Genomic DNA, 23,867 nt, shown 5'->3' on the forward strand with positions numbered 1-23,867 from the left:
GCGCAGGAAGGAGTCGTGCTGTGAGCACCCCGAAACGTCGCGTGTACTCGACGGTGCTGATCGGGCCGGAGTCCGAGCACCGCAAGCAGCGCCGAGCCCGGCGCAAGGCCGCCGCCGCAGTCCACGCGAAGGACATCACTGCCCGCAAAGTCGAAGCCCGTGCGCGACGCGATGCTGAACAGGCCGAGCGCCGCGCCACGACCTATCTGCCTGCCTCGGGCGAGCCCGGGCACGCGGCGTTGCGCACCCATCGGGGGCTGCGTTTGCCCTCCCATCAGGACACCAGCGCCGCTCTCGCTGGGGCGTACCCGTTCCTCGCTGAAGGTGGCCTCGGGCCCGAAGGCGTTTTCGTCGGACAGGACATGTACTCCGGCGGGTCGTTCGTGTACGACCCGTGGGAGCTGTACAAGCGCGGTGTCATCACCGCGCCGAACATCGTTCTGGCCGGCATCGTCGGCTCGGGGAAGTCGTCGCTGGCGAAGTCGCTGTACACGCGGTCGATTCCGTTCGGGCGTCGCGTCTACGTCCCCGGAGACCCGAAAGGTGAGCACACGCCAGTCGCCCAAGCTGTCGGAGGCAAGGCGATCGTCCTCGGTCATGGTCTGAGGAACCGGCTGAACCCGCTCGACGAAGGTCACCGCCCGTCAGGTGTGACGGACATCGAATGGACTACGCAGGTCGCCTCCCGCCGCCGGGAACTCATCGGGGCGCTGGCCGAGACCGTCCTCGAGCGGTCGCTGTCACCGCTTGAGCACACGTCGATCGATGTCGCCCTCTCCGCGGTCGTCGCCAGCAACGACGTCCCGATCCTCCCGATGGTCGTCGACCGCATCCTCACCCCGGACCGTGCTGGTGACGTCGACCAGCGGCTCGCCGAAGACGGACGGCTCGTCGGTCACGCACTGAGGCGCCTGGTCGCCGGAGATCTGCAGGGGCTGTTCGATGGTCCCTCTACGGTCGTGTTCGACCCGTCCCTGCCGATGATTTCGCTGGATCTGTCCCGGGTGGCGGAGAACTCCACCCTCATCTCGGTACTGATGACGTGCTCGTCGGCGTGGATGGAATCGGCCCTTCTGGACCCCGAAGGCGGGCAGCGGTGGGTGATTTACGACGAAGCGTGGCGTCTCATGTCGCATCCCGCTCTGCTCAAGCGGATGGACGCGCAGTGGAGGTTGGCGAGGCATTACGGAATCGCGAACATGTTGATCTTCCACAAGCTGACCGACCTCGACAACGTCGGCGACAGCGGGTCCGCAATGCGCGCCCTCGCCTCGTCGCTGCTGGCAAACGCGGAGACGCGGATCATCTACCGGCAGGAAGCCGACCAGCTCGGCACCACCGCGACCACGCTCGGCCTCACCGGCACCGAACAGTCCCTTCTCCCGGGCCTGGGCACGGGGCAGGGACTGTGGCGGATCAAGGAACGATCCTTCGTCGTGCAACACCAGCTGCACCCGGACGAGCTGTCGACGTTCGATACGACCACGCGGATGATCGGGCGGCAAAAATGAGCGAACATGCACCCTCACGCCGATCCCGACGCAACCGTGCGACGACGGGCGACGCCGAGGGGGATCTCGTGGTGCCGATCGTACTCCCACACCTCGTCGTCCGGGTAGACGCGAACGATCAGATCAGCGTCACCCTCGACGGCGCACGCGTCACCGGGGAGCCGATCGGCAGGCACGCCCTCGGTGGGCTGATCGAAGAGGTCCTGCGCCGCAGGAAAGCACCGCTTCGGGTGGAGATCATCGAACACGACGGCACCACCTACACCGACGTCCTCACCCCGCCCGCACCGATAGCCGCACCCGCCGCCGCACCGGAGACCGAAGCATCAGCGCGTAGGGGCGAGATGCCGGTGCTGTATGAGGCGACCGGAGACGGATACGTGCCTGGAGAGGACGTCGCCCTCGCTGTCGTCATCCGGCATTCCTCTGCCGACGGGCACGGGCATGTGCGGCACCTGATCGAGGAACGCGAGCTCGCAACGGGCGGCGAGGTGCTGCTGTTCGGCCGCATCTCCGGCACCGCTCACGTCGTCGGGGACCTGGGATGAACCCGCATCAGCCCTCCCAGGTGCTCGCGAACCTGGGCCTTGCGGCCCTGGCGGGATTCGCCGTCCTGGCCGGGCTACTCCGCGCCGCCGGAAGTGCCGCCGCATTCCTCACCGGCCTTCCGCAACCCGCTGGCGGGCCCTCCACGGGGCTCGGCGTGCTGCTCACCCCGGCGGCCCCGGGAGAGGCGATCGGCGCGCCGGGCCTGAGCCCGGTCGTGTACTGGCTGGTCCTCGCCATCGCACTCGCGATCCTCGGGGTCATCGCGTGGTGGGCGTGGCGGGTCATCGCGCGCGGGAAGGAGACCCGTGCGCAGGACCCGCGCCTGCTCCAAGGCATCGCCACTGCACGCGATGTCGCCAAGGCCGCAGGGACGAAAGCCCTCACGAAACGGGCAGGCACGTTCCGGCCCTCGCTGGAGGACCCGGCCCCTGAGGACGTCGGATACCTCCTCGGTCGGTCGAAAGGGCAGGAGGTGTGGGCGACCGTGGAGGACTCCATCTTGCTGATCGGGCCGCCCCGGTCGGGCAAAGGGTTGCACGTCGTGATCAACGCGATCCTCGACGCCCCCGGCGCCGTCATCACGACCTCCACCCGGCCCGACAACCTCACCGCGACGCTGAAGGCCCGACAGCGTGTAGGGCCGGTCGCGGTGTTCGATCCGCAGCATCTCGCTGAAGGACTCCCCACGGGTATGAAGTGGTCCCCAGTCCGCGGATGCGAGGACCCCCTGACAGCGATGATCCGCGCCACCGGGCTCGCCACGGCCACGAACTTCGGCTCCGTGTCCGGCGGTGACTTCTGGCAGGGAAAGACCGCTGCCGCGATCCAAGGGCTCCTCCACGCCGCTGCGCTGGACGGGCGAGACGCCGCCACCTTGTACCAGTGGGCGCTGAACCCAGCCGCCGCCGCGGACGCGGTGCGCGTCCTGCAGTCCAACCCGCACGCAGCGCAAGGCTGGGCGGACTCTCTGGATGCGATGCTGCAATCAGACCCCAAGACGCGCGATTCGATCTGGCAAGGCGTCTCCCTCGCGTTCAGCGCGTTAGCCGACCCGCGAGTGCTGGCGGCGGTGACACCGGGGCCGCGAGACCGGTTCGACCCGGAGACGTTCATCCGGGACCGCGGCACCCTCTACCTGCTCGCCACCGGTGCGGGGGCCGGGGCGTCCTCGGCGCTGGTGGCCGCGTTCATCGAAGACCTCGTGGAGACTGCCCGGAAGATCGCCGCCACCTCACCAGGCACCCGGCTGGACCCGCCGATGCTCCTCGCCCTCGACGAGATCGGCAACCTCGCCCCGCTGCCGTCACTGCCGACGCTGATGGCCGAAGGCGGTGGCACGGGGATCACCACCCTGCCGGTGCTGCAGTCCCTCGCCCAGGCGCGGGAGAAGTGGGGGGAGAACAACGCCAACGCGCTGTGGGACGCATCGATCGTGAAAGTCATCCTCGGCGGCGCATCGAACTCGCGGGACTTGCAGGACCTGTCGGCGCTGATCGGGGAAAGGGACGAGATCACCGATTCCGTCACCATCGGGGAGCAAGGACACCGCTCCGCGCAACGCTCGATCCGCCGGGTGGCGATCATGCCTCCGGACGTGATCCGCACGCTGCCGTTCGGGATCGGGGTCGTGATGCTCCGAACCGCCCGCCCCATCATCACGGACCTGCGCGCCTGGCCTGCCCGCAAGGACGCCACGCAGCTGAAGACGGATCGGAAGGAGATCGAGGCGCTCCTGCACACGTCCTGAAGCCGGTTCTGTCCGTCGTCTGGGGTCTGACCCGCGCACCTGTCTGGTGCCTCCCACTCAACCGCGGGGGCACCAGACAGCTCATTGTTATCAGGAAGGACCTCAGCTCTCATGGCTATCAAGACGTCGCAGGCGATCAACGGCTTCATCTCCGCCGATCCCCGCCTCACCTTCTCCGAATCCGGGCAGGCACGCTTCTACGCCCGCGTCGGCATCAACCACTACGAGCCCCAGCAGGACGGATCCTTCCGCAAGCTCGACCCGACCTACCACGACCTGATCCAGTTCGGGAAGTCCGCCGAGATGTCCGCGGACAGGTACGTCAAGGGCGACGACATCGTCGCACAGGGTTACACCCGCGAGTACACGCGCGACGTCAACGGCGAAGAGCGAACCGACGAGCAGTTCGTCGCCAAGCGCATCGCCCCCGACCCAAACATCACCGACTTCACGATCGACCGCCGCCCTGCTGCCGAACGCCAGGCCGAGCGCGAAGCCGACCGCGACGTCACACGCGAGGCCGAGCGTGAGGAGCCCGACCGAGCAGCCCAACTCGGCTCGCCCACCCCCACGACCACGCGGGAGGCCGAAGCGCCCGCGATGGAAGCCGTCGCTCGATAACCCCCACCGGAGGACAGTGACGTGGCCGATAACGACCCGACCCAGAATCCCGAACTGGGCGACCCGGACGTGGACTTCGAGCCCGAGTCCGACGAACCAGACATCGAGGAACTCGACGAAGACGAGGGCGACGAGCTCGACGAGGGCGAGAGACGGGACGGCAGCCAGGCGGGCACGGGCGGGAGCGATGATCTCCCGCCCGTGCCTCGCCCGATCAACTGGCGCACCCTGTCCTCGGACGACGCTGAGCACGAATGGCTCGACCTCAACGAATGGGTCAACTGGCTGCGACACGAGTTCGCGCTGCCCGCACAGATCGTGCCACCGATGTGGCACCGCCACCGTGAACTCGTGTGGGAGCTGTCCGCGCTCTACACCCGGTGGCTGGGCTGCTACGACCCCGAACAAGACGCCGCCGGCCCCATCTCATTCATGACCGACTTCGCCGCCGCCCGGACCCGGCTACGCGAATGGGTGCAGATCGCCGGCACACGCCTCGACCGCGACCGCCCCTCCCGGCAAACCGTCTGGCCCGGCGAAGACCCCATCCCGGCAGGTGAGGAGACCCCCATCACAGACCGCGACGAGGACTTCGTGGACTTCGTCGTCGAAGACGTCACCCGGCGCGCGGAAGCGGAAGCTGCGTTCCTGCGGGACGAGCCGTTGCCGGTCTGAGTTGACGGTGAACCGCAACAAGTGGGGGGGGGGGGGGGGGGGGGGGGGGCCTCTTCGGGCCCGCCCCACTCTTGGTCTTGCGCTTACTTCGCTGAAGGGATCTCGATGAGCAGCTTCTCGCGGAGTTCGTCCGGGTCGACGCGGATCAGCCGGCCGACCCGGTAGCCGTGCACGGTGCCATCCGAGATCCGGCGGCGCAGCGTCTTGATCGACACTCCGTAGGTGTCGGCGGCGACGGCCAGCGAGATCAGCTTGAGCGCTGGGGACTGTGAACGATCGTGAACGGCCATGGTGGTGCCTCCCTTGTTGATGAAATCTTTCTCCTGATAGGTGTCCATGACTGTCCCACGGCGACTCTCATGCCGTCCTGGCCGCGTTGATCCGCTCCTGAACGCGATCGCTCATACGGTCCGCGAGCTCACGATCGCGGGCCATCGTGGCGTGCTGGTAGCGGAGGACGACACGGATATCGGCGTGGCCGCCACGGCGCATCAGCTCTGCGAGTGTTGCGCCCTCCTGGGCGAAGATCGTCAGCCCCGTGTGACGGAGATCGTGGAACCGGAATCGCGGCCGGAGGTCAGCGACACCATCTCGAGCATCCGCCCACACGTATCCCCATCGGGTGTTCGACAGCGGGACGCTGCCACGGATGTTGGTGGGGATCAGTGGCGCTTTGGCCTCGGCCGCGACGTTGTCCCGCAGATGATCTTTGAGGCGGTCGATCATGAGCTTCGGGATGCTGAGCGTCCGCCTACCGGCGTCGCTCTTGAGCCTCTCCGAGTAGTCGCCGGTGTTCGCGTTCAGTTGCCGACGCACATGCAAGGTCGCGGTGCCGTCGTCGTGCCACTCGATGTCCCTGCGCTGCAAGCCCAGGCACTCCCCCCGCCGCAGCTGGCACCACGCCGCGAAGAGCACCATGATCGCCCAGTGCCCCGGTGTTGCCTCATACAAAGCCTCGACCTGCTCGGGACTCGCGACGTCTTCGTCCTCGTCGTGATCGGCGTCGTGCCGCACGGGCTCCTGCTTCGGAATGGAGATGTTCGGCGCAGCGGGGATAACTCCTTCTCGAGCTGCCTGGCGGAGGATCATCATGAGGACGATCAGCACCGGTCGCGTGATGCCGTTGAACTTCGATCTCGGATTCAGTGGCGAGGGAATCGCGTCGAGACGATCGGTCATCTGCCGGATACGGGCCTCGTCGATCTGCCGGATCGGGGTGTCTTCGAACTCTGGGATGAGGTACCCGTCGACCTTGCTCTTGTAAGAGCGGACGGTGGCGATTGCACGTTTCCTGCCACTGCGGTTCGGCTCCGCGCGGATGAACGCCACCCAGCGTTCCGCGTACTCGGAGAAGCCGATGGACCGTGCTTTCTCTGCCTCCGCTGTGGCACGGCGTCGAGCGGCGATCACCGAGGGCGGCTCCCACTGCTGACGGGCAATCGTCGTGTGAACACCGGCGAGCCACGCGCGGGCATCGGTCTTCGTCAGGAACGTCAGCGGCTTGTCGTCCTCCGTCCGGGCGGTGTACATCTCGCCGTCGGGTGCGGGGTAGCGAGCCTGCCACCGGCCAGAGGGGAGCTTACGAAGGCTCCCCCAGCTCTCACGCCTGACTGCTGCTGGTTCCCGGGTCTTCGTCGCGCTCATCGTGTCCTCCGCTGGTCTCGAGCGGACTCACGCGAACCGTCGTGCCACTGCGTGCCACTAGAGGTCATGCCCTCCCAAAAGTGGCTTTCTATCAGGGTTTTCTCGCGGGCTACGAGGCGCCCTATGGCACGCTGTGGCACGAGGTCGGTGGCACGCCGGGACCGAATTTCGGTCGGCGGACCACCCCGCTCTCTTCTGGAAGGTGCGGGCGTGCCACCCGCGTGCCATACCCAACGACTACTGACGTTCATATCCGTCCTCCTCTGTTCTTCGGAAGGAGGCACGAAAAGAGGCCCGGATCTGCAGAAACCTGCAGATCCGGGCCTCCCGGTCGACTCTTGTCAGAGTCTGTCTAGAACGTGGTCTTCAGAACTTTCAGAACTCCCGGTTGTGGTGTCAGGCGGGGAGTTTGGAGCCCAGGACGTCCAATTTCTCGATCGTCGGCTCGCTGAACAGCTTGCCGGTCTGCTCGCCGAGAGCGGCAGCGACTGCACCGGACAGGTGCGCGTCGCGGCCGGCGTCATCCGGGAACACGTCGAAGATCCCGAATGAGGACGGGCCGAGACGGATCGCGAACCACGCGATGGTGGCCGGTTCCTCCTCGACGAGCCCTCGCCCAATGCCGAGAAATTCCTGGACCTCGTCTTCCTTGCCTGGCAGGGCCTCCAGCCTGACAAGCAGACCCTTCGTCACGCTCATGACGTCACCTCTTCCTGGGTCGAATTGCTCGCAAATTTCGCCACGACCGTATCGCAGAACGCAGGCAGGTCTTCGGGTGATCGGCTGGTGATCAGGTTCCCGTCGACCACGACATCCTGGTCAATGACCTCCGCACCGGCGTTGCGCAGATCCGTGCGGATGCTCGGGAAGGACGTCAAGGTGCGACCTCCGACCACGCCAGCCTCGATCAACGTCCATGGCCCGTGACAGATCGCCGCCACGGGCTTGCCACTCTCGACGAAGTCGCGGACGAAGGAAACGGCGTCCTTGTCGACCCGGAGCTGGTCGGGGTTCACCGTGCCGCCGGGAAGCAGCAGGGCGTCGTAATCGCCCGCCGAGGCGTCGGTGACCAACCCGTCGACGGTGAACGTGCCCGCTTCATCCAGGTCGTTCTTACGGGCCTTGATCTCGCCGTCGTGGATCGAGAGGACCTCGGTCTGAGCGCCGGCCCGATCCAGTGCTTCGCGGGGTTGCTCGAGCTCAACGCGTTCTACTCCGTCGGCGGCGAGGATCGCGACCCTCTTGCCCTGAAGATCTGCTGCCATCTCAGTTTTCCTTCTTTCCGTTTGACATGCCGGGCTTGATGAGAGCCTTGGTCCAACCCTTGGACCTGGCGTCGAAGTTCCTGTAGGCATCGGCGGCTTGGTCCAGCGAGATTTCCTGAGAGACGATCCAGGAAGGGGTTGCCTTGCCGGCCGCGAAGGAGGTCGGCCCCTCGTACACCACTGCTTTCATGTCTATTCCGATCCGACTGTGTCGCTCGATGTCTTTCTGGCAAGGCCTCTCCGACGCCGACTCCATAGACAGCGAACGCCCCCCCGGACCTACGTGTCAAGGGGCTCGCCTCGAGTAGTGCGTCGTGGGTAGCGGAACGATGCGCCGACTTTTTCGGCGATCACGAGGCGGCTCCGCCGTAGACGATCGGGACGACGGTCGGCCGGTGCACGGCCGCCGCCCTCGGCGCTCGAAATGTGTCGGTAGGCCATTCCGAGAAGCCGCATGTCCCAGAGTGCGCATCCGAGAGGATTCCCTGCCGGCTGCGCCACCCTCTCGTCATGTATGTCGACTCTCAGCTCATGAGTGCGCGCAGCCCGGGTGCCATGCTTGAGCACGACCGCCGACCTCGCCCGAAAGGCCCGTCGTGCGCCCGATCGTCATCACCGAGTTCATCAGCCTCGACGGCATCGTCGAAGCCCCCGGCGGGGGCAACCACGAGCACGCGGGCTGGACGTTCGAGGACGTCGAGTTCGACCCCGCCGCCTACGAGATCAAGGGCCGCGAACAACAGGACGCCGCAGCGCTCCTGCTCGGCCGCGTCGACCGTTACACCCTCCTCACGTTCCCCGTCATCCTCGGCGGCGGCAAGCGGCTGTTCGCCGATGACGGCATCAAGACGCGCCTGACGCTCGTGGAGAGCCAGCAGTTCGCCAACGGCATCAACCTCGCGGTGTTCGACGTGGCACGCCGACCCCTCTTCCGCCCACCGGCCCGGCGGCGCATACCTGACGATGGGCGCACCCCCCACCGCCCGCCATCGTCGTCTGCGGCCGTCGCCCGCCAGCTTTCCCCGGCAGCTCTTCGAACCGAGGCGGCACGCCCGCGTCATACCGAAAAACAGCCCCCTGTCCGCCCCCACTTAACGGCCCTAAGGGAAAAAATGACCCAAAGGGTGAAGCTGTTCATCCGAAAGGCGCGCTACCTTTACGTGAGCTACGACACAGGAGGTGGTCAGCATGGCGTCATTCACACCAGGCGTCGATCGGTGGTTGCGTCACGTGGGCGCGTCCATCATCGCGGCGGGCGCCCTCTTCAGCGCCCCCTTCGTCCTGTGGGCTCTCGCGTACAAGACGTACATCTACGCCGAAACCGGGCACTGGTACGCCTGGGGCGCGCCGACTCAGATCGGCGTGTGCAACCGGATCATCTCCTACGCGCTCGTCGTGCTCAGCGTCATCGGCATCACCTTCCTCGGCGCCGGGCACGTCATGGCTCTTGTGCGCCAACGGAGCGCCGCAGCCCCCCGGGGCCACTCGCCGATCATCGGCGCCACACGCCGCTGACGGCGTCGCTCACAGCCGCACCGCTTCTCTCGCGTCGCCGCCGACCGCGTCAGGATGACGCCCTGCGCCGATGACTCAGGCATGACGCGTCGCGCGAGTCACGAATGACGCACGCCGTCGCCGTCCAGCACGACGGCGTAGCCCTCGCGATACGTCGGGAAGTCGAACGCGAACCCCGTGCGCCGCAGTCGCGAGTTGTCGAGTCGACGGCTCGCACTCCACTCCCCGCGCCACGACGGGTCGGCGTTGGCATCCAGGCGTTCGGCCAGGTACGTGGCAACCTCACCCGCCGACGCGGGCGCGTCATCGGTGACGAGATACAGCGCGTCGGGCTGCGCCGTCATCGTCAGCAGGTGCGTGATCGCGCGCGCCAGATCGTCACGATGCACGCGATGCGTCGTCCGTGACGGATCGCCGACGTCGCCCTCGCTCACCCGGTTGACGAACCATTCGCGACCCGGCCCGTAGATGCCGCTCGGGCGCACGACGATGCCCCGCGTCGACGCGGGAAGCGCTGCGAGAAAAAGCTGTTCGGCCTCGGCGAGCACACGGGCCGTCGGCGTCTGCGGAGCGGGCGGCGTGTTCTCGTCGACGAGACCGCCGGACGCGCAGACCGCCGTCGACGACACGAACAGGGCCCGCTCGGGCGCCCAACCCAGCGCGGCGATCGCCGCGAGCGCAGTACCCGTGGCCTCGACGAACGTCGCCCGATAGGCCTCCTCGTCGCGCGCGTCGGGCGTGAGGCAGACGACAACGCGTTGCGGCCCACGCGCCCAGCCGCCGCGCTTCGTCAACGGTTCGAGCGCCGCGCGCACCGCGTCGACGCCCGCGCCGAGGTCGCAGGAGACGCCCGTCAGCGGCTCGGACACGCGATCAGCGTGACGCCGCAGCGCGACGACGTCATCGCCCGCGCGCGCCAGGTCGAACCCGATCTGCGTGCCCAGATCGCCGGCGCCGAACAAGAGAGAAGTAGCCATGCCCCCATCCTGCCCGTCTCGGCCCCGACGATCTGCGTGCAAGTGCACCCGGGTGCATCGGGACGCAGATGGGGTGGCCCAACTCAAACACCTCCTGCGCCCAAATGCACCCGGGTGCATTTGGGCGCAGGAGGGGAGGGGCTATCCCCAGCCCGTCGCGACGGCCATGACGGCCGACGCGCCCAGCCGCGCGGCCTGCGTCACCGGCCATCGCCGAAGCTGCCAGCGGCCCAGGCCTCCGTCGGCGTTCAGCACCCGGGCGAGCGTCACTGCGTCGATGATGGCGTCACTCGCCCCGCGCGCGAGGTTGGGCAGAGCCCCATGCGCCGCGTCACCGATGACGACGAAGCGGCCCTGCACATAGCGACGCATCGGCGGGGCGACCCACAACCGCGCCGCGACGGTCGTGTCGTCGGCTGCGGCCAGCGCTGCCCGGACGGTGGGTGCCGCACCCGCGAAACGTCGTCTCGCCTCGTCGACGACCGCCATGACGTCGAGCTGCTCCGGCACGTACGCCCCACGCATCACGCCGACCCCGTGATCGGACGTGCCGCCCTGCGCCGACGCCATCGCGTGCGCGGTGAACCAATACCTGCCACCGCTCACCGGAGCGTCGCCGAAAAGCCTTCCCGCACCCCAGAACTCACGTGCAAGCGGGTTCGCTCCGTCGAGACCCTCGAGCGCGGGCGCGATACCGCGCAACGTCACCCAGGGCGTCGCACGTCGTTCGGCACGCCGAGGGTCGACGATGCCCCTCACCCGCGAGCGCACGCCGTCAGCACCGACGACGACGTCGGCGTCCAGTTCGCGAGGATCGTCGACGCGATGCGCGACGGGCGCGGGCGCCACCGCCCGCAACGCCACCATGAGATCCTCACGCCGAACCTGCGCGACGGGCGGCGCGGGGGCCCGCAACAGCCGTCGCCCCGTCATCGTGTGCAGGTCGACTCGCTCGCACCTGCGAACTACTCCGACTCCAGATGACACACCGACTCCGCGGGCCCTACCGGGCGCAGCGCCGCTCACACCGTGACCGCCGCCCAGCTGCACCCCCAGCTCTGCAAGCGCGCGCAGAGCGTCAGGCCACAACCCGAGGGCCGCGCCCGTCCGACGATCGGGTTGCGCCTCATGGACGGTGACGTCGAAACGCGCCGGGTCGAGCGCCGCCGCCAACGTCAGTCCTGCGACTCCACCGCCGACGACGGCCACGCGACGAACCACCATGTCTCCCAGCGTAGGACCCGGCACGTGTCGAGGGACGGGGATCACACCCACCTGGACGCAACCCATAGATTCTCCATGCGTCTGCCCCTACGACATCCCCGCCGAAAGGAACACCGATGCGTTTCACTCGCACCACCACCGCCACCGTCGCGGCCCTGTCGCTCACCGCTCTCACGGCGTGCGGCTCGGACTCGTCCAACTCCGCCTCCTCCGCGACGAGCGCCGCCTCCGGCGCAGCCGCGAGCGCGACGTCCTCCGCCTCCGGCGACGCCAGCTCCAACTCCAGCGCCAGCGGCTCGGGGGAAGCATCATCGTCCGCGTCGTCCTCGTCGAGCGCCAAGCCGATCGACTGCCCGACCGAGAACACGCGCAAGTTCGCCAAGACGCGCTTCGCGACGGACATCGGCCTGACGGCCGGCACATTCCACCGCTACCTGTGGAAGCCCTACAAGGCCGGCACGTTCCAGAAGGGCGCCGACGGCCGCACGAAGGCCCTGATCAAGGGTGGCGCGACCGCCGCACTCGACCTCAAGCTGCTCGACAACGCCGTCAAGAACGCCCAGGCCAACCCGACGCTGTGCAAGACGATCGCGCAGCCGCTCGGCACCGCCGTCGAGAGCGTCAAGAACATGAAGGGCGACCTCACCTCGGGCAACTTCGCCTCGATCATGGCCGCCAACACGGCGCTGTCACAGATCATGTCCGGCTCGCAGCAGCAGGGCATCAAGATCGACGAGACGACGGACGAGTCGAAGCAGAACGAAGGCTGACCTCCCCCGTCCACGCGAGACCCCGCTGCACCGGCGTACCTGGTGCGGCGGGGTCCCGTGTCTTCGGATGCCGGCACCCTCAGTCGCTTCCACCGAACCGCGGCGCGGGAGCGGGCATCGTCACGCCGTCGACGTCGACGAACGCCTCGCGCCCCACGGCATGCGGGTGATGCGGTGCTTCCCAGGGTGTGAGGACGGGCGTGACGCACGCATCGGTGCCGTCGAACAGCTGCGCCCACTCGTCACGCGTCTTCGTCGCGAACGTCGCCGTCAGCACCTCACGCCAGCGCGACCATCCCGTGACGTCGGTCTGCGCGGGCATCGTCGTGGCGTCGAGGCCGAGCCCGTCGACGAGGGCCGCGAAGAACTGTGGTTCGAGCGCTCCGACGGCGACGTGCCGGCCGTCCGCACACGTGTACGTGTCGTAGAACGGTGCGCCGCCGTCGAGCAGGTTCGTGCCGGGTTCGCCGCTCCACAACCCCACGGCGTGCAGGCCGCGCAGGAACGTCGAGTACAGCGACGCGCCGTCGACCATCGCGACGTCGAGCACCTGCCCCCGACCCGTCGTCGCCCGTGCGACGAGGGCCGCGAGGACGCCATTGGCAAGCAGCATGCCACCACCGGCGAAGTCGGCGAGCACGTTCGTCGGCGGATTCGGACGCTCACCGGGTCGCGCGAGCGGGTGCAGCATCCCCGACAACGCGAGGTAGTTGATGTCGTGCCCCGCCGTCTGCGCGAGCGGGCCGTGCTGCCCCCACCCCGTCATGCGCACGTAGACGAGTCGCGGGTTGAGAGCGAGCAGGTCGTCGGGGCCAACGCCGAGGCGCTCGGCGACCCCGGGACGGTAGGCCTCGACGAAAACGTCTGCGCCCGAGGAGAGTTCGCGGACGGCGGCGAGTCCGTCAGACGTCTTGAGGTCGGCCACGATCGTCGTCTTGCCCCGGTCGAGCGCCGCCGTCGGAACGTCGAGCGCACCCGAACCTGGACGTTCGACGCGGGTCACGTGAGCGCCGAGATCGGCGAGCATCATGCAGCCGAACGGTGCGGGCGCCAGGCTGGCGAGTTCGACGACCGTCACTGCCTCGAGGGGTTTCATGGCTTCTCCTGACCTTTGCGGGTGACGCCATCATCGCGCGCCGCAGGAGGCGCACGCGCAGTTCGGCGACCACTCGATGCGATCGGCCTCTAAGGTTCCATCGGGTCGGAATGTTCCCGTCCCACGATTCGAGGAGACACTCAGCCCGTGAGCACCGCTTCCCCCACGTCGCCCTCCCCCGCGCAGGACGCCCCCGACCTGCGCGACACCCACGACGTCCCCCGCACCCTCGACGAGGGCCACGCGCCGCGCAACCTCGGCCTGCTCGACCAGCTCGGCATGTGGGCGAACCTCGGCATGAGCCTGCTCGCGTTCGCGGGCGCGCTCGTCGTCCTGCAGCCGTTGGGCGCGCCGGGCATGGGCGTCGGCGCGGCGCTCAGCGCACTCGTCGTCGGGACGCTCGTCGGCACAGCCGGCGTCTCTGCGATGGCGCTCGCGTCGTCGCAGCAGGGGCAGCCGGCGATGGTGATGCTGCGCGGCCTGTTCGGTGGGCGCCTGTCGTACGTGCCGAGCGTGCTCAACATGGTGCAGCTCGTCGGCTGGGGAACGTTCGAGATGGTGACGACGGCGTTCGCCATCAAGACGCTCTGGGACGTGCCGAGCTGGCCCGTCATCGGCGTCATCGGGCTCGTGACGATCACGCTGGCGATCTACCCGCTGCACTGGGTCAAGGTGCTGCGCAAGTACGTGACGGTGGCGGTGATCGTCGTGCTCGTCTATCTCGCAACGCAATTGGCGGCGCGTGACCTGCCCGCCTACCACGGCCACGGCTGGGACGGCTGGATGATCGCCGTCGACGCGATCATCGGGCTGTGCGTGTCGTGGGTGCCCGTCGCGGGCGACTACGCGCGCCACTCGACGTCGCACCGCGCCGCCGTCATCGGCAGCTATGTCGGGTATAGCGTCACGCAGATCGCGGTGTACTGCATCGGCATGGTGGCGCTCGTCATCGCCGGTGGTGACGGTGACAAGGTGTTCTCGATCTTCCTCGGCATCACCGGCGGCACACTGTGTTTCTGGGTGCTGACGCTGCGCGAGATCGACGCGTGCTTCGTCGACGTGTACTCGCCGACCGTGTCGGCGCAGAACATGCTGCCGCGCGTCGATCGTCGCCTCATCTCGACGGCGCTCGGCCTCATCTCGATGGTGCTCGCGTGGAGCATCGACATCTACGGTTTCGCGACGTTCCTCTCACTCATCGGCTCGGTTTTCGCGCCCCTGCTCGGGGGGTTCCTCGTCGACTACTACGCGTTCGGCGGGCGTCGGCGCTGGAACACGTCGGTCGACGCCCCGGGTCGCCCACTGATGCTGTTGCCGTGGCTCGCCGGGTTCGCGATGTACCAGCTCATCTCCCCGGGCGAACTCGGCTGGTGGTCACGGATGTGGCACGACATCGCGGGCACCCTTCACTTCACGGCACCGAGCTGGATGAGCGCGAGCCTGACGTCGTTCCTCACCGCGGTCGTGCTGACAACCGTCATCGACGGGGTGACGCGACGCGGTGCTGAGGCGAACACGACGGTTCAGGGCGTGTCCCGTTGAACGCCGCCGCCTGGGCGCTGCTCGCGTCCGCGCCGCGTGAGCGTTCCGGACATTGAGGGCCGAAACCCTGCAGTGCGGCGTTTCGGCCCTCAAGGCCGAGAGCGGATGGACGCGCGACGTGTCAGTAGACGGTCGATGCCCCAGAACGCGAGCGCCAGCAAGAGGCCGAACAGCAGGATGACGACGAGCGTCACGGCCACCGAGCCGTACCCGTGCGCGTGCACGTTGACGAATGGGTACGGGTAGGCGTCGACGACGGCGCCGCGCACGAGCATGTAGACGATCCACACGCCGGGGATGGCGAAGCATGACGCGGCGGTGCGCCGATCGATGCGGCCGCGCGGGCCCCAGACGAGCCACACGATGACGGTGACGAGCGGCACGGCGATGTGCTGCCACGGGTTCGTCACGAGGTCCCAACCGGTCGGGTGCGACCCCGGCGCGAGCAGCAGCGCGTAGACGATGGCCGTCACGGTGATCATGATGAGCGCGTCGAGGCGGACGACGCGCCGCCACCGCGTGTCGGCGTGGGGCGCCACCGCGACGAGGGTGCAACTGATGGCGACGATGACGTTCGACCAGACCGTGAAGTAGCTGAGCGTGTCGAACAACCGCGAGAGCGCTCCTGCGAAACCGCCGGGATGCACGCCGTACTCGTGCGGAGCGGGCGTCACGTGCGCGTACTGATCGGTCGCCGACAGCACGCAGACGAGGACGAACCCGATCCAGGCGAGCGCAGCGTTGAAGGCGAACGCCGCACGGGCGCCGGGTCGAAGCGTCATCGGATCAGGGTGCCACAGGTCCGCGATCGAGATGCGCGGGCCCGGGGCGCCCGCTGTCAGGCCCCGGGGCTCGGCGAAGCAGGTTGCGCCCGTCGGGGATTCGACCAGCGTGAACAGCTCAGAGCTTGACCATCGGCATCGGGTTGAGACGCTTGTGCTCCTTCAGCCCCATGACGAACCCGCGCCCGAGCATGAGGTGCATGCCGTTGTCGGGAAACCGCTTCAGCATGGCGCGGTAGTCGTCACGGCTGACGTGCGGCGGAAGCGGCAGACGGTAGACGTCCGTCGCGTCGGCACGTCGCATCGCCTCGACGAGGGGGTGCGGGGTGCGCGCCGGTCGGACGCGGTGGTGCTCGTCGATCATCGCGGTGACGAGCGCGGCGACACCCTCGTGGCCGGTTCGCGAGAGCTCCTGCGCCGCAAGGCTTTCCGGCCGGGCAGGTAGTCCCACGTGTGCTCGAACCAGATCGCCGCGTCGTGGTAGTACGAGGCGACGGCGACCGGCTCGACCCACTCGGGGCGCATGTCGACCTGCCCCATGACGAGCGCGGCGACGCGGCCAGTGGCCACTCAGACGTGCGGCATGCGGCGTCCAACGCACTGTGTCCAACTGGCGGGGTCCAAGTGACGCGACCCGACGGGCGGCCTGCAACGGGCGCCGCGCGGCGTACGGACAGTCCGAGCCCGAGTGCTGCCAACTACCCCGTCATGATCGGATGGAGCCATGCCTCGCCCCAGCATTCCTCGCGACACGCCGTTCCTCGCGCACTCCGTCTCCTGGACGGGTGGGGAGCCGCATCTCGTCATCGCGAGCCCCCTCGAGACCGAGCGACGAACACTGAACCTGGTCGGTGAGCGTCTCGCGTTCCACGTCGACCCGACGGGGCGATTCTGCACCGGCGTGTTCATCGCCAAGGGGTCGAGCGGCGGCCGTCATGAGCCCTGCGACGGCGCGCGTCTCGCCACCACGGGCCGTCAGTGCGAGCGGTGTGCGAGTCGCGACGAGTCGCGCTTCATGCACCACGCGCATCGCGGCGGCCATGTACCGGAGGCGCTCGGTCGCTACCTGGCGCAACCTCACTGGCTCTACATCGCGACGTTCGCGGACGGCGCGCACAAGGTCGGTACAGCGTCCGATGCGCGCAAGCGAGTTCGTCTCGACGAGCAAGGCGCGGTGCGGGCCACGTACGTCGCACGCACGGACGACGGGCTCGCCGTTCGAGTTCTCGAGGACGCCGTCACCGAGCACGTCGGTGTGCCCCAGACGCGTCACAAGACGAGCAAGGCCGCCGCTCTCACCCGGGCGCTGCCCGAAACGGCGCTCGATGTCGCGCACGTCGACTGCGTCGCCGCCGTCGAGGCGCACCTGCGAACGCGCGGCCTCTGCGCGCGCTCGATGCCCCACGAGGCGTGGCAACCCCCGGCGCTGCACGCGGCGTTCTTCGACGCCGGCCGTGGCATCCACCCCGTCTACGCCCACCCCGTCACCGGCGGATCCCACTGCCTGACGCCCGTCAGCCTCGTCGGATCGGTCGCGCTGGTTCAGGTCAACGCTGCGGCCGAAGCCGAAGCCGAAGCCGAAGGCGCGGCCGGGGATGCGGCGGATTCGCTCATGCTCGTCGACCTCGACGCACTGGGCGGGCGCCGCGTCACGTTCGACGACGCCGCTCGCTCGCCGGAATCCGTCGCGCAGCACAGTCTGTTCTGACGGGGTGCCGGGGGCTGACAGATGCGCGGTCGCAGGGCCCACGTACGTCTCAGGGCGCGTCGCGCACCTCGCCCATGCTCTGTTCTCCTGCCATGAGCAACATCGACGTCACCACCAGGCAGCCCCCATGCGCCAGAGGCACCTGCACGCAGGTGCATCTGAGCCGACGAGATCGTGCATCGCGATCGGACCTCATGCACCGTGGCTCACGCTTCCCCGCGCTCTCGCCGACCTTCTATCGCCGCCCTCTCTCCCACTCCGTCCCACCACCAGGAGGCCCCGTGAACACCGACTACGAACTGCTCTATTCCGCACCGGATCTCGAGACCTACCTCGAGCTGCGACGAATCAGCGGCCTCACACCCCGCACCGCCGAACAGGGCGCGCCGGCCCTGACGAACTCGTGGGCATGGGTGACGGTTCGTCATCGCGCGAGCGGCGACGTCGTCGCGATGGGCCGCGTCATCGGTGACGGCGGGTGGTACTTCATGGTCGCCGACATGGCCACCTCGCCGGAGCATCAGCGTCAGGGCCTCGGGCGGGCGATCCTCACTCGGTTGCTCGCGCGCATAGAACACGACGCGCCGCCCGGTGCCTATGTGACGCTCATGGCCGACGCGCCGGGCCGGCCGTTGTACGAGAGCCTCGGCTTCGTCGAGACTGCGCCCCGCAGCGTCGGAATGCGTCTTGAGCGTCGGCGTCCTCAGCCGTCGGACAACTCATCAACCTGACGCACCCGTCGACGTGACGCAGCCCCGCCCGTCCTCAACTGCTGGTCACACCGCCTCGTCCGGCGGCTGATAGCGCCTGCCGAGCAGCATCCGCACGACGAGGCCCAGAATGCCTGCGATGAACGCGATCATGATGACCGAGAAGAACACCCCGGGCAGCTCCCCGCCTTCACGATGCGCGGCGACACCCGTCATCACGCTGATCGCGGCGAACAGCAGCGTCGTCAGAGCACCGATGAGCATGAGGTCCTCGCGAACCAGCCGTTCGAAGTGTCGCAGCCGTTGCGGCGTCTGCAGCCAGTACTCCTTGTTCGGCGCGTTGATGCCTTGCGGCCAGCGCAGGACGAGCGACGTCACGAGGCGCAGCACGACGCCGATGGCGATCGGGCCGACGACGAACGAGACGAGCGCCCCGGCGCGGCTCGACCAGTCGTCGGGTTTCGAGCCGTCCCAGTGCGTCGGGACGCGTTCGGGCAGGGTCGAATAGACGACGAGAACAGTGACGAGCCAGACGGCCACGGCCCCACCGACGATCGCGCGCACGCCCCGGCTCATCGGTTCGGTCGGCAGCTGACGCGCCTGACGGGCCGTCTCGCGCAGTTGCTCGGGGTCGGGAAAGCCGGTGTCCCAGCGGGAGGTCTGCGTCACCACCTCACGCTATGCCACGCCCGGCACCTCTGGGGGAGACGGGCGCATCGACCCCGGCGCAATCCGTCCGGCGCATGGCCGGGTCGCCCTTCCCCCTGCCCACGGACGAAGGATCCGCGCGCACCTGAAAGACTGCGACGACCCGTCATGCCGTCGCGAAGGAGCATCGATGTCCGCTCTACGGGAACTAATGCAGCCGAGCCGCCTCACCGAGGTCGTCGACATCGGCGCGAACCCCCTGGTCGACACCCCGCCCTATCTGCCGATGCTGCGCGACGGTCTGTGCCGCGTCACCGGATTCGAGCCGCAACCCGACGCCCTCGCGCGTCTCGAGCGCGCCGCCGGGCCGCACGAGCGCTACCTGCCTGCGGCCATCGGTGACGGCGAGCGTCACACCCTGCACGTGTGCGCCGAATCGGGATTCACGAGCCTGTTCGAACCGGACGCCCCGCAACTCGCCCTGCTCACCGACTTCCCGCGGCTCGCCGAGGTCGTCGACCGCGTCGACGTCGACACGACCCGCCTCGACGACATCACCGAGATCGAGTTGCTCGACCACCTCAAGATCGACGTGCAGGGCGCCGAGCTGATGATCTTCCGAAACGGCCGCGAGCGCCTGCGCACGGCGACGAGCATCCAGCTCGAGGTGAACTTTCACCGTCTCTACGTCGATCAGCCGACGTTCGCCGATGTCGACGTCGAGCTGCGCGCGCAGGGATTCGTGCCACAGGCGTTCGTCGCGACGAAGACCTGGCCGCTCGCGCCGGTGCAGTGGGCTGGTCGCGACGCGCCGACCGACGAGGCGCACGCACGTCAGCTCGTCGAGGCCGACATGCTCTACGTGCGCGATCTCGCCCGCCTCGACGACGCCGAGACCGTCGACGACGAGGCACTCAAGCACCTCGCGCTCGTCATGCATCACGTGTACGACCAGCACGGCGTCGCGCTGCTCGCTCTGCGCGAACTCATCCGTCGCGGAGCGCTCGACCCGTCAGCCGAGGCTGCCTACCGCAGCCACCCGGTCTGACGCGCGGAGCGCCGCCACCCGGACGACGCCATCCGGCCGCCCGTCAAGCCCGCCGTCACACCCGTCAGGCGGGCAGGTTGCGCATGCGGGTGAGCCAGTCGGCGACGAGGGCGCTGACGAGGTCGGGGCGCTCGAAGTGAACGTTGTGGCCGGCGCCGTCGAGTGTCGCGAACGTGGCGCGCGGGTAGTGCTCAAGGTGGCGCAGCGCGTCGCGGTAGCCGACGAGGTGGTCCTGGCCGCCGGTGAGGATGAGCGTCGGTTTCTCGAAGGGCGCCTCGTCCTCGGGCTGCTCGCCCAGCTCGTAGTTCTCCGTCAGCTTCTTCTTCGCGTCCTTGTCAGCCAGTTCGGCTCCGGGCGCGGCGAACTCGAGGAAGTGACGGGCTGTGTCGTCGCTCTGCACCACGGCGACGGCCGTGTAGTCGTCGGCCTTGTCCCCGACCTGGGCGACGGCGTCGTCATCGCGTCGCAGCACCGTCTGCTCCGGCGTCTTACGGGCATCGGAGTCCGCGACGAGCACCGCCGCAAGCAGGCCCAACCCGAGCACCTGCTCGCGACGGCGGTGCGCGACAGCGCGGGCGACCATCCCGCCGAACGAGTCACCGAGGATGGCGAACGGTGCGTCACCGATCTGCTCGTCGACGAACGCAAGCACACGCTCGACGATGTCGTCGGTGCTCGCTGCGTCACCGATCGGGGTGCTGCCGAAGCCCGGCAGATCGGGATAGAGACGACGCCAGCCCGTCGTCGCGACGTCCTCGCGCGCCGCACCCGCGGTGAAGGCCGTTTCCAACGGCAGCACGAGCCGGTGGTCGGCGTCGAAGCCGTGAAGCAGCACGATGGGGGTACCGGAGCCGTGTTCGACGAAGTTCATGCCACGAGCCTAGAGACCCGGGGCTCCGGCGAACAGCGAACAGCCAACAGCCAACAGCCAACAGCCAACAGCGAAAGACCATGCCGCACAGGACGAATGACACCTCGCCCCGACGGGTCCGCGCGATATGTTGATCTGACGATGGATCTGCAGACGAACGACATCCTCACGGCCGAGGTGGGCCGGCGTATCTTCGACGCCGTCCTCACCCTCGACGAGGATGCGCTGCGCGCCGAGTTCGCTCGCGCTCGCGACGAGCACGGCGTCGATGCCCTCGTCGCCGACGTCCTCGTGCCCGCGCTGCACCACATCGGCGTCATGTGGTCGGCCGGCGAACTCAGCGTCATGCACGAGCACCACGCGTCGAACATCGTCCGCTCCGTCGTCTCGGAGTTCAGAGGCGAGGCGGTTCGCACCGAGTCAGAGCGCGACGCGCGCCCCCGCGTCGTCCTGACGTGCCCGCCCGGCGAACTGCACGACCTGCCCAACCACCTGTTCTCGTCGATGCTCGTCGAACGTGGCTGGGCGCCGCTCGTGCTCGGCGCCAACACCCCGTGGGCCGCGACCAGCGCCGCCGTGCGCGCCACCAGCGCGCGGGCATGCGTCATCTCGGGGATGAAGGCGACGTCGTTCGCGGCCCGCCGTTCGGAGCTGACGGTCATGGCGCGGTCGACACCCGTCTACGTCGCCGGCCCCGGCGCGACCCTCGCGGGCGTGCCCGGCGTCGTCGCTCTCGGGGACGACTGGCGCGAGGCCGCCGACGTCGTGACGGGCCGACTCGCTCCGCCTCTCGTCGACCCGGCGCAGATACCTCGCTCGGCCTGAACGCACCCGATGGCGTGTGAGGGTCGACACATCATCGTCCCGGCCGATCCACCGGCCGGCGGCGGCGCAGCGCCCCTCGGACCCTCAGCTTCCTGAGGGGTTGCGCCAAGGCGGCTTCCAACCTCGCCATCCCCTCAACGCCTTACGCGCACAAGCCGTTACGTCGTCTCACGACGTGGTCACCTGGCGTCGAAACCCCTCCTTCGCAACCCGCGACAGCGACGAATCGACAGTCGATCTTTTGTCAATCTGCTTGATTTGCAGCCAGATTGCTGTTTGGTGCCGGGTCGAGACCTCCCATAGCATCGCGAGAAACGTCAGACAACCGACCCACGTGTGAAAGGGGCAAACCACATGTTCGGACCGGACAGTGTTCGTCGACGATGGTCTGTCGACGAGGTGACGGTGACGCACCCTGACGTCATCAAGCGCGCCATCGGCGCCGCCGCGATCGGCAACATCACCGAGTGGTACGACTTCGGTGTCTACAGCTACATGGCGGTCACGATCGGTGACGTCATCATGCCGCTCGAGGGCTCCGCCGCGACGCTCATGACGTACGCGCTCATGGCCGTCGCCTTCCTCTTCCGCCCGCTCGGCGGCATCATCCTCGGCCCGCTGTCCGACCGCATCGGTCGCAACAAGGTCCTCGCGATGACGATGATCATGATGGCCGGCGCGACCGTCGCCATCGGCCTCATCCCGGACTACGCGCACGCCGGCGTCTGGGCCTGCGTCCTGCTGTTCCTGTGCCGCGTCCTGCAGGGCTTCTCGACCGGCGGCGAGTACGGCAACGCGATGACGTTCATCGCCGAATACGCGCCCGACAAGAAGCGCGGCTTCCTCGGCAGCCTCCTCGAGGTCGGCACGTTCACCGGATACCTGCTCGGTGCCGGCATGTCGGCCCTCGTCATGGCGCTGTGCACGACCGATCAGCTGCACTCATGGGGTTGGCGCCTGCCGTTCTTCCTCGCCCTGCCGCTCGGCTTCATCGGCGTCTACCTGCGTTCGAAGCTCGGCGACACCCCTGCGTTCGAGGCCCTCGAGGCCGAGTCGGAGCAGCGCGAGAAGGACAACAAGGTCTCGCTCAAGGACACGTTCAAGATGTGGCCCGCCATGCTCGTCTGCGGCGGCCTCGTCATCGCGTGGAACGTCACGAACTACATGCTGACGGCGTACATGCCGAGCTTCCTGTCGACGGTCACCCACCACGAGGGCGGCCAGGGCATCAGCGACAACATGAACAACGTCTCGCAGATCATCGTCATGGCGGTCTGCCTCGCGATCATCCCGCTCATCGGTCTGGCCTCCGACCGCATCGGGCGCAAGACGATCGTGCGCATCGGCTCCGTCATGCTGATCGTGCTGGCGTTCCCGTCGCTCATGCTCATCACGCGCAACACCGAGGGCTCCGTCATCGCGGGTCTCATCATCATGGGCCTGTCGCTCATCTGCTTCAGCGCCACGATGCCGTCGACGCTGCCGTCGCTGTTCCCGACGGCCGTGCGCGCCGGTGCGCTGTCGATCGCGTTCAACATCTTCATCTCCGCGTTCTGCGGCACGACGGCTCTCTACACGGGCGCTCTCGTCGACGCGACCGGCAACCTCATGTGGCCCGCGTACATCCTCATCATCGCGGGCGTCATCGGCCTCGTCTCGGTGCACTTCCTGCCCGAGTCGAACGGCCGACCGCTGTGGGGTTCGGCCCCGTCGGTCGAGCACGACCACGAGGCGCACGGCGTCGTCAAGGATCTGCACGCCCAGGCCGACCAGCTCAAGGCCGCCGGCGTCCGTGAGGACGCTCCGTACGAGGAGGCCGACGAGGTGCTCGCCAAGAGCTGAGCTGCGCACCTCGTCGCATGCCGAGCGGGCCGCCCCTCCCACGTGGAGGGGCGGCCCGCTTCGTATGTGCGGGGCTGGACTGACGGGCTGAACGACAGGTGCCCGCCGCGCGTCGCTCGCGTCCGTCGATCGTCTCGAACGCGTGTCGCGAATGCCCGGCTCGTCGAGGACGCTGCGGTCGCCCGCCGGAGCGGTGCGTCAGACTGAATGGCATGCCCTAGGCGGATTCAACTGGTCGTCGCAACACCTTGACGTGGAAGGTGTTGGCGATGGCAGCGAACGACAGGGACCAGAGCA

Annotated in this window: 25 protein-coding genes and 1 pseudogene; 14 read left to right on the plus strand and 12 right to left on the minus strand. The window is 68.2% G+C overall.

Annotated elements, in window-relative coordinates; translation table 11 throughout:
• Window positions 1-20: 20 nt before the first annotated feature.
• From AC1RS9_RS13185 to AC1RS9_RS13205, 5 genes are all read left to right on the plus strand, one after another.
• Window positions 21-1,511, plus strand: coding sequence for a putative type IV secretion/conjugal transfer ATPase (locus AC1RS9_RS13185; RefSeq protein ID WP_074041163.1), 1,491 nt, complete (start codon window positions 21-23; stop codon window positions 1,509-1,511).
• Window positions 1,508-2,059, plus strand: a complete 552-nt coding sequence (locus AC1RS9_RS13190) for a hypothetical protein (protein ID WP_131941907.1) — start codon at window positions 1,508-1,510, stop codon at window positions 2,057-2,059. The genes AC1RS9_RS13185 and AC1RS9_RS13190 overlap by 4 nt, the downstream gene beginning before the upstream one ends.
• Window positions 2,056-3,807: a type IV secretory system conjugative DNA transfer family protein gene (locus AC1RS9_RS13195; protein ID WP_074041162.1), complete on the plus strand. Its 1,752-nt coding sequence runs from the start codon at window positions 2,056-2,058 to the stop codon at window positions 3,805-3,807. Before AC1RS9_RS13190 ends, AC1RS9_RS13195 begins: the two co-directional genes overlap by 4 nt.
• Before the next feature lie 111 nt (window positions 3,808-3,918).
• A complete protein-coding gene (locus AC1RS9_RS13200; protein ID WP_074041161.1) occupies window positions 3,919-4,428 on the plus strand; it encodes a single-stranded DNA-binding protein in 510 nt (169 codons plus the stop codon).
• Between the two features lie 21 nt (window positions 4,429-4,449).
• Complete coding sequence (locus AC1RS9_RS13205; protein WP_235006256.1) at window positions 4,450-5,103, plus strand: hypothetical protein; 654 nt, start codon at window positions 4,450-4,452, stop codon at window positions 5,101-5,103.
• An 83-nt stretch (window positions 5,104-5,186) separates the two neighbouring features.
• Here AC1RS9_RS13205 and AC1RS9_RS13210 read toward each other — a convergent pair whose 3' ends face one another.
• From AC1RS9_RS13210 to AC1RS9_RS13230, 5 genes are all read right to left on the minus strand, one after another.
• The gene (locus tag AC1RS9_RS13210) at window positions 5,187-5,441 is read right to left on the minus strand and encodes a helix-turn-helix domain-containing protein (RefSeq protein ID WP_235006257.1); all 255 of its coding nucleotides are present in this window, start codon (window positions 5,439-5,441) and stop codon (window positions 5,187-5,189) included.
• A gap of 19 nt (window positions 5,442-5,460) precedes the next feature.
• Complete coding sequence (locus AC1RS9_RS13215; protein WP_074041160.1) at window positions 5,461-6,747, minus strand: tyrosine-type recombinase/integrase; 1,287 nt, start codon at window positions 6,745-6,747, stop codon at window positions 5,461-5,463.
• Window positions 6,748-7,143: 396 nt separating this feature from the next.
• Window positions 7,144-7,446, minus strand: coding sequence for a putative quinol monooxygenase (locus AC1RS9_RS13220; protein ID WP_006945020.1), 303 nt, complete (start codon window positions 7,444-7,446; stop codon window positions 7,144-7,146).
• Entirely contained in the window at window positions 7,443-8,012 is a 570-nt protein-coding gene (locus AC1RS9_RS13225; RefSeq protein WP_074041159.1) for a type 1 glutamine amidotransferase domain-containing protein, read from the minus strand. The genes AC1RS9_RS13220 and AC1RS9_RS13225 overlap by 4 nt, the downstream gene beginning before the upstream one ends.
• Before the next feature lies 1 nt (window position 8,013).
• On the minus strand, window positions 8,014-8,202 hold the full coding sequence (locus AC1RS9_RS13230; RefSeq protein ID WP_131941911.1) for a hypothetical protein: 189 nt from the start codon (window positions 8,200-8,202) through the stop codon (window positions 8,014-8,016).
• Between the two features lie 406 nt (window positions 8,203-8,608).
• Between AC1RS9_RS13230 and AC1RS9_RS13235 the strand changes: the two are divergent.
• Window positions 8,609-8,845: pseudogene (locus AC1RS9_RS13235) on the plus strand (hypothetical protein); the annotation flags it as partial.
• A 355-nt stretch (window positions 8,846-9,200) separates the two neighbouring features.
• Entirely contained in the window at window positions 9,201-9,527 is a 327-nt protein-coding gene (locus AC1RS9_RS13240) for a hypothetical protein (protein WP_235006315.1), read from the plus strand.
• A 98-nt stretch (window positions 9,528-9,625) separates the two neighbouring features.
• On the opposite strand, the gene AC1RS9_RS13245 is transcribed toward AC1RS9_RS13240, so the two are convergent.
• Window positions 9,626-10,504, minus strand: coding sequence for an NAD-dependent epimerase/dehydratase family protein (locus AC1RS9_RS13245; protein WP_074041156.1), 879 nt, complete (start codon window positions 10,502-10,504; stop codon window positions 9,626-9,628).
• A gap of 141 nt (window positions 10,505-10,645) precedes the next feature.
• Window positions 10,646-11,728, minus strand: a complete 1,083-nt coding sequence (locus tag AC1RS9_RS13250; RefSeq protein WP_074041155.1) for an FAD-dependent monooxygenase — start codon at window positions 11,726-11,728, stop codon at window positions 10,646-10,648.
• A 116-nt stretch (window positions 11,729-11,844) separates the two neighbouring features.
• On the opposite strand from AC1RS9_RS13250, the gene AC1RS9_RS13255 reads away from it, so the two are divergent.
• Window positions 11,845-12,498 carry a hypothetical protein gene (locus AC1RS9_RS13255; protein WP_083604031.1) on the plus strand — a complete coding sequence of 218 codons (654 nt, stop codon included), beginning with the start codon at window positions 11,845-11,847 and terminating at the stop codon, window positions 12,496-12,498.
• Between the two features lie 79 nt (window positions 12,499-12,577).
• Here the strand turns inward: AC1RS9_RS13255 and AC1RS9_RS13260 are convergent, their stop codons facing one another.
• Window positions 12,578-13,594 carry a CaiB/BaiF CoA transferase family protein gene (locus AC1RS9_RS13260; RefSeq protein WP_144708272.1) on the minus strand — a complete coding sequence of 339 codons (1,017 nt, stop codon included), beginning with the start codon at window positions 13,592-13,594 and terminating at the stop codon, window positions 12,578-12,580.
• A gap of 147 nt (window positions 13,595-13,741) precedes the next feature.
• Here AC1RS9_RS13260 and AC1RS9_RS13265 point away from each other — a divergent pair, with 147 nt between their 5' ends.
• On the plus strand, window positions 13,742-15,136 hold the full coding sequence (locus AC1RS9_RS13265; RefSeq protein ID WP_492921814.1) for a purine-cytosine permease family protein: 1,395 nt from the start codon (window positions 13,742-13,744) through the stop codon (window positions 15,134-15,136).
• An 89-nt stretch (window positions 15,137-15,225) separates the two neighbouring features.
• Here AC1RS9_RS13265 and AC1RS9_RS13270 read toward each other — a convergent pair whose 3' ends face one another.
• Entirely contained in the window at window positions 15,226-15,918 is a 693-nt protein-coding gene (locus tag AC1RS9_RS13270) for a Pr6Pr family membrane protein (protein ID WP_074041223.1), read from the minus strand.
• Between the two features lie 118 nt (window positions 15,919-16,036).
• Window positions 16,037-16,369, minus strand: coding sequence for a hypothetical protein (locus tag AC1RS9_RS13275; RefSeq protein ID WP_143181308.1), 333 nt, complete (start codon window positions 16,367-16,369; stop codon window positions 16,037-16,039).
• A 273-nt stretch (window positions 16,370-16,642) separates the two neighbouring features.
• On the opposite strand from AC1RS9_RS13275, the gene AC1RS9_RS13280 reads away from it, so the two are divergent.
• Window positions 16,643-17,626: a DUF2797 domain-containing protein gene (locus tag AC1RS9_RS13280; RefSeq protein ID WP_074041220.1), complete on the plus strand. Its 984-nt coding sequence runs from the start codon at window positions 16,643-16,645 to the stop codon at window positions 17,624-17,626.
• A 281-nt stretch (window positions 17,627-17,907) separates the two neighbouring features.
• Window positions 17,908-18,357 (plus strand): GNAT family N-acetyltransferase, encoded by a 450-nt coding sequence (locus tag AC1RS9_RS13285; RefSeq protein WP_074041219.1) that lies wholly within the window; start codon window positions 17,908-17,910, stop codon window positions 18,355-18,357.
• A gap of 45 nt (window positions 18,358-18,402) precedes the next feature.
• Here the strand turns inward: AC1RS9_RS13285 and AC1RS9_RS13290 are convergent, their stop codons facing one another.
• A complete protein-coding gene (locus AC1RS9_RS13290; protein WP_143181307.1) occupies window positions 18,403-19,005 on the minus strand; it encodes a DUF1648 domain-containing protein in 603 nt (200 codons plus the stop codon).
• Between the two features lie 169 nt (window positions 19,006-19,174).
• Here AC1RS9_RS13290 and AC1RS9_RS13295 point away from each other — a divergent pair, with 169 nt between their 5' ends.
• Window positions 19,175-20,032 (plus strand): FkbM family methyltransferase, encoded by an 858-nt coding sequence (locus AC1RS9_RS13295; protein WP_492921817.1) that lies wholly within the window; start codon window positions 19,175-19,177, stop codon window positions 20,030-20,032.
• 64 nt (window positions 20,033-20,096) lie between these two features.
• On the opposite strand, the gene AC1RS9_RS13300 is transcribed toward AC1RS9_RS13295, so the two are convergent.
• Window positions 20,097-20,903 (minus strand): alpha/beta fold hydrolase, encoded by an 807-nt coding sequence (locus AC1RS9_RS13300; RefSeq protein ID WP_492921819.1) that lies wholly within the window; start codon window positions 20,901-20,903, stop codon window positions 20,097-20,099.
• A gap of 141 nt (window positions 20,904-21,044) precedes the next feature.
• On the opposite strand from AC1RS9_RS13300, the gene AC1RS9_RS13305 reads away from it, so the two are divergent.
• Entirely contained in the window at window positions 21,045-21,728 is a 684-nt protein-coding gene (locus tag AC1RS9_RS13305; protein WP_492921821.1) for a cobalamin B12-binding domain-containing protein, read from the plus strand.
• 405 nt (window positions 21,729-22,133) lie between these two features.
• Window positions 22,134-23,570: an MFS transporter gene (locus AC1RS9_RS13310; protein WP_492921823.1), complete on the plus strand. Its 1,437-nt coding sequence runs from the start codon at window positions 22,134-22,136 to the stop codon at window positions 23,568-23,570.
• Window positions 23,571-23,867: the final 297 nt, after the last annotated feature.

This window comes from Dermacoccus sp. MPR-E5 (assembly GCF_058809565.1).

Excerpts from the sequence above, each read along its gene's own strand:
- AC1RS9_RS13245 (WP_074041156.1), bottom strand. The coding sequence starts at position 10,504 with ATGGCTACTTCTCTCTTGTTCGGCGCCGGCGATCTGGGCACGCAGATC.
- AC1RS9_RS13220 (WP_006945020.1), bottom strand. The coding sequence starts at position 7,446 with ATGAGCGTGACGAAGGGTCTGCTTGTCAGGCTGGAGGCCCTGCCAGGC.
- AC1RS9_RS13280 (WP_074041220.1), top strand. The coding sequence starts at position 16,643 with ATGCCTCGCCCCAGCATTCCTCGCGACACGCCGTTCCTCGCGCACTCC.
- AC1RS9_RS13250 (WP_074041155.1), bottom strand. The coding sequence starts at position 11,728 with ATGGTGGTTCGTCGCGTGGCCGTCGTCGGCGGTGGAGTCGCAGGACTG.
- AC1RS9_RS13215 (WP_074041160.1), bottom strand. The coding sequence starts at position 6,747 with ATGAGCGCGACGAAGACCCGGGAACCAGCAGCAGTCAGGCGTGAGAGC.
- AC1RS9_RS13200 (WP_074041161.1), top strand. The coding sequence starts at position 3,919 with ATGGCTATCAAGACGTCGCAGGCGATCAACGGCTTCATCTCCGCCGAT.
- AC1RS9_RS13305 (WP_492921821.1), top strand. The coding sequence starts at position 21,045 with ATGGATCTGCAGACGAACGACATCCTCACGGCCGAGGTGGGCCGGCGT.
- AC1RS9_RS13210 (WP_235006257.1), bottom strand. The coding sequence starts at position 5,441 with ATGGACACCTATCAGGAGAAAGATTTCATCAACAAGGGAGGCACCACC.
- AC1RS9_RS13300 (WP_492921819.1), bottom strand. The coding sequence starts at position 20,903 with ATGAACTTCGTCGAACACGGCTCCGGTACCCCCATCGTGCTGCTTCAC.
- AC1RS9_RS13225 (WP_074041159.1), bottom strand. The coding sequence starts at position 8,012 with ATGGCAGCAGATCTTCAGGGCAAGAGGGTCGCGATCCTCGCCGCCGAC.
- AC1RS9_RS13230 (WP_131941911.1), bottom strand. The coding sequence starts at position 8,202 with ATGAAAGCAGTGGTGTACGAGGGGCCGACCTCCTTCGCGGCCGGCAAG.
- AC1RS9_RS13270 (WP_074041223.1), bottom strand. The coding sequence starts at position 15,918 with ATGACGCTTCGACCCGGCGCCCGTGCGGCGTTCGCCTTCAACGCTGCG.
- AC1RS9_RS13255 (WP_083604031.1), top strand. The coding sequence starts at position 11,845 with ATGCGTTTCACTCGCACCACCACCGCCACCGTCGCGGCCCTGTCGCTC.
- AC1RS9_RS13190 (WP_131941907.1), top strand. The coding sequence starts at position 1,508 with ATGAGCGAACATGCACCCTCACGCCGATCCCGACGCAACCGTGCGACG.
- AC1RS9_RS13240 (WP_235006315.1), top strand. The coding sequence starts at position 9,201 with ATGGCGTCATTCACACCAGGCGTCGATCGGTGGTTGCGTCACGTGGGC.
- AC1RS9_RS13295 (WP_492921817.1), top strand. The coding sequence starts at position 19,175 with ATGTCCGCTCTACGGGAACTAATGCAGCCGAGCCGCCTCACCGAGGTC.
- AC1RS9_RS13260 (WP_144708272.1), bottom strand. The coding sequence starts at position 13,594 with ATGAAACCCCTCGAGGCAGTGACGGTCGTCGAACTCGCCAGCCTGGCG.
- AC1RS9_RS13195 (WP_074041162.1), top strand. The coding sequence starts at position 2,056 with ATGAACCCGCATCAGCCCTCCCAGGTGCTCGCGAACCTGGGCCTTGCG.